This is a genomic window from Domibacillus sp. 8LH (genome assembly GCF_038806185.1).
Taxonomy (GTDB): Bacteria; Bacillota; Bacilli; order Bacillales; family Domibacillaceae; genus Domibacillus; species Domibacillus indicus_A.
In genome coordinates this window covers 1-270 of the sequence record NZ_JAVJNG010000152.1, presented here as the reverse complement: position 1 = coordinate 270, position 270 = coordinate 1, and the positions used below count along the sequence as shown (strand labels likewise).

Below are 270 nucleotides of genomic sequence, written 5' to 3'. Positions count from 1 at the left end.
CAACAGATCAAGATGTATATAAGCGGCTGTCTTCCTAATGATATCCGCTTTTTGTTTATCGCCATGGATATGCGGCCGATTTATGGGGATAGCGAGCTGGTTGCCGACAGCAGGCGGACGCTGTTTCGTTCGACGAACGAGAAGGCGCAGCTATTGCGGCAAATGGGGGAGCATGTGATGTTTCCTAGCGTCCCTTTAGGCTGGATAGGCAACGTGCAAATGGAACGGTGGGGACCCCACAGTGGAGCGATTCATATGAAACATAGCGGG

Annotated in this window: 1 protein-coding gene; it reads left to right on the top strand. The window is 51.9% G+C overall.

Annotated features, from left to right (window positions below):
• A partial coding sequence (locus RG959_RS24205; RefSeq protein ID WP_342799306.1) for a putative nucleotidyltransferase substrate binding domain-containing protein occupies nucleotides 1-270 on the top strand: 270 nt, incomplete at both ends.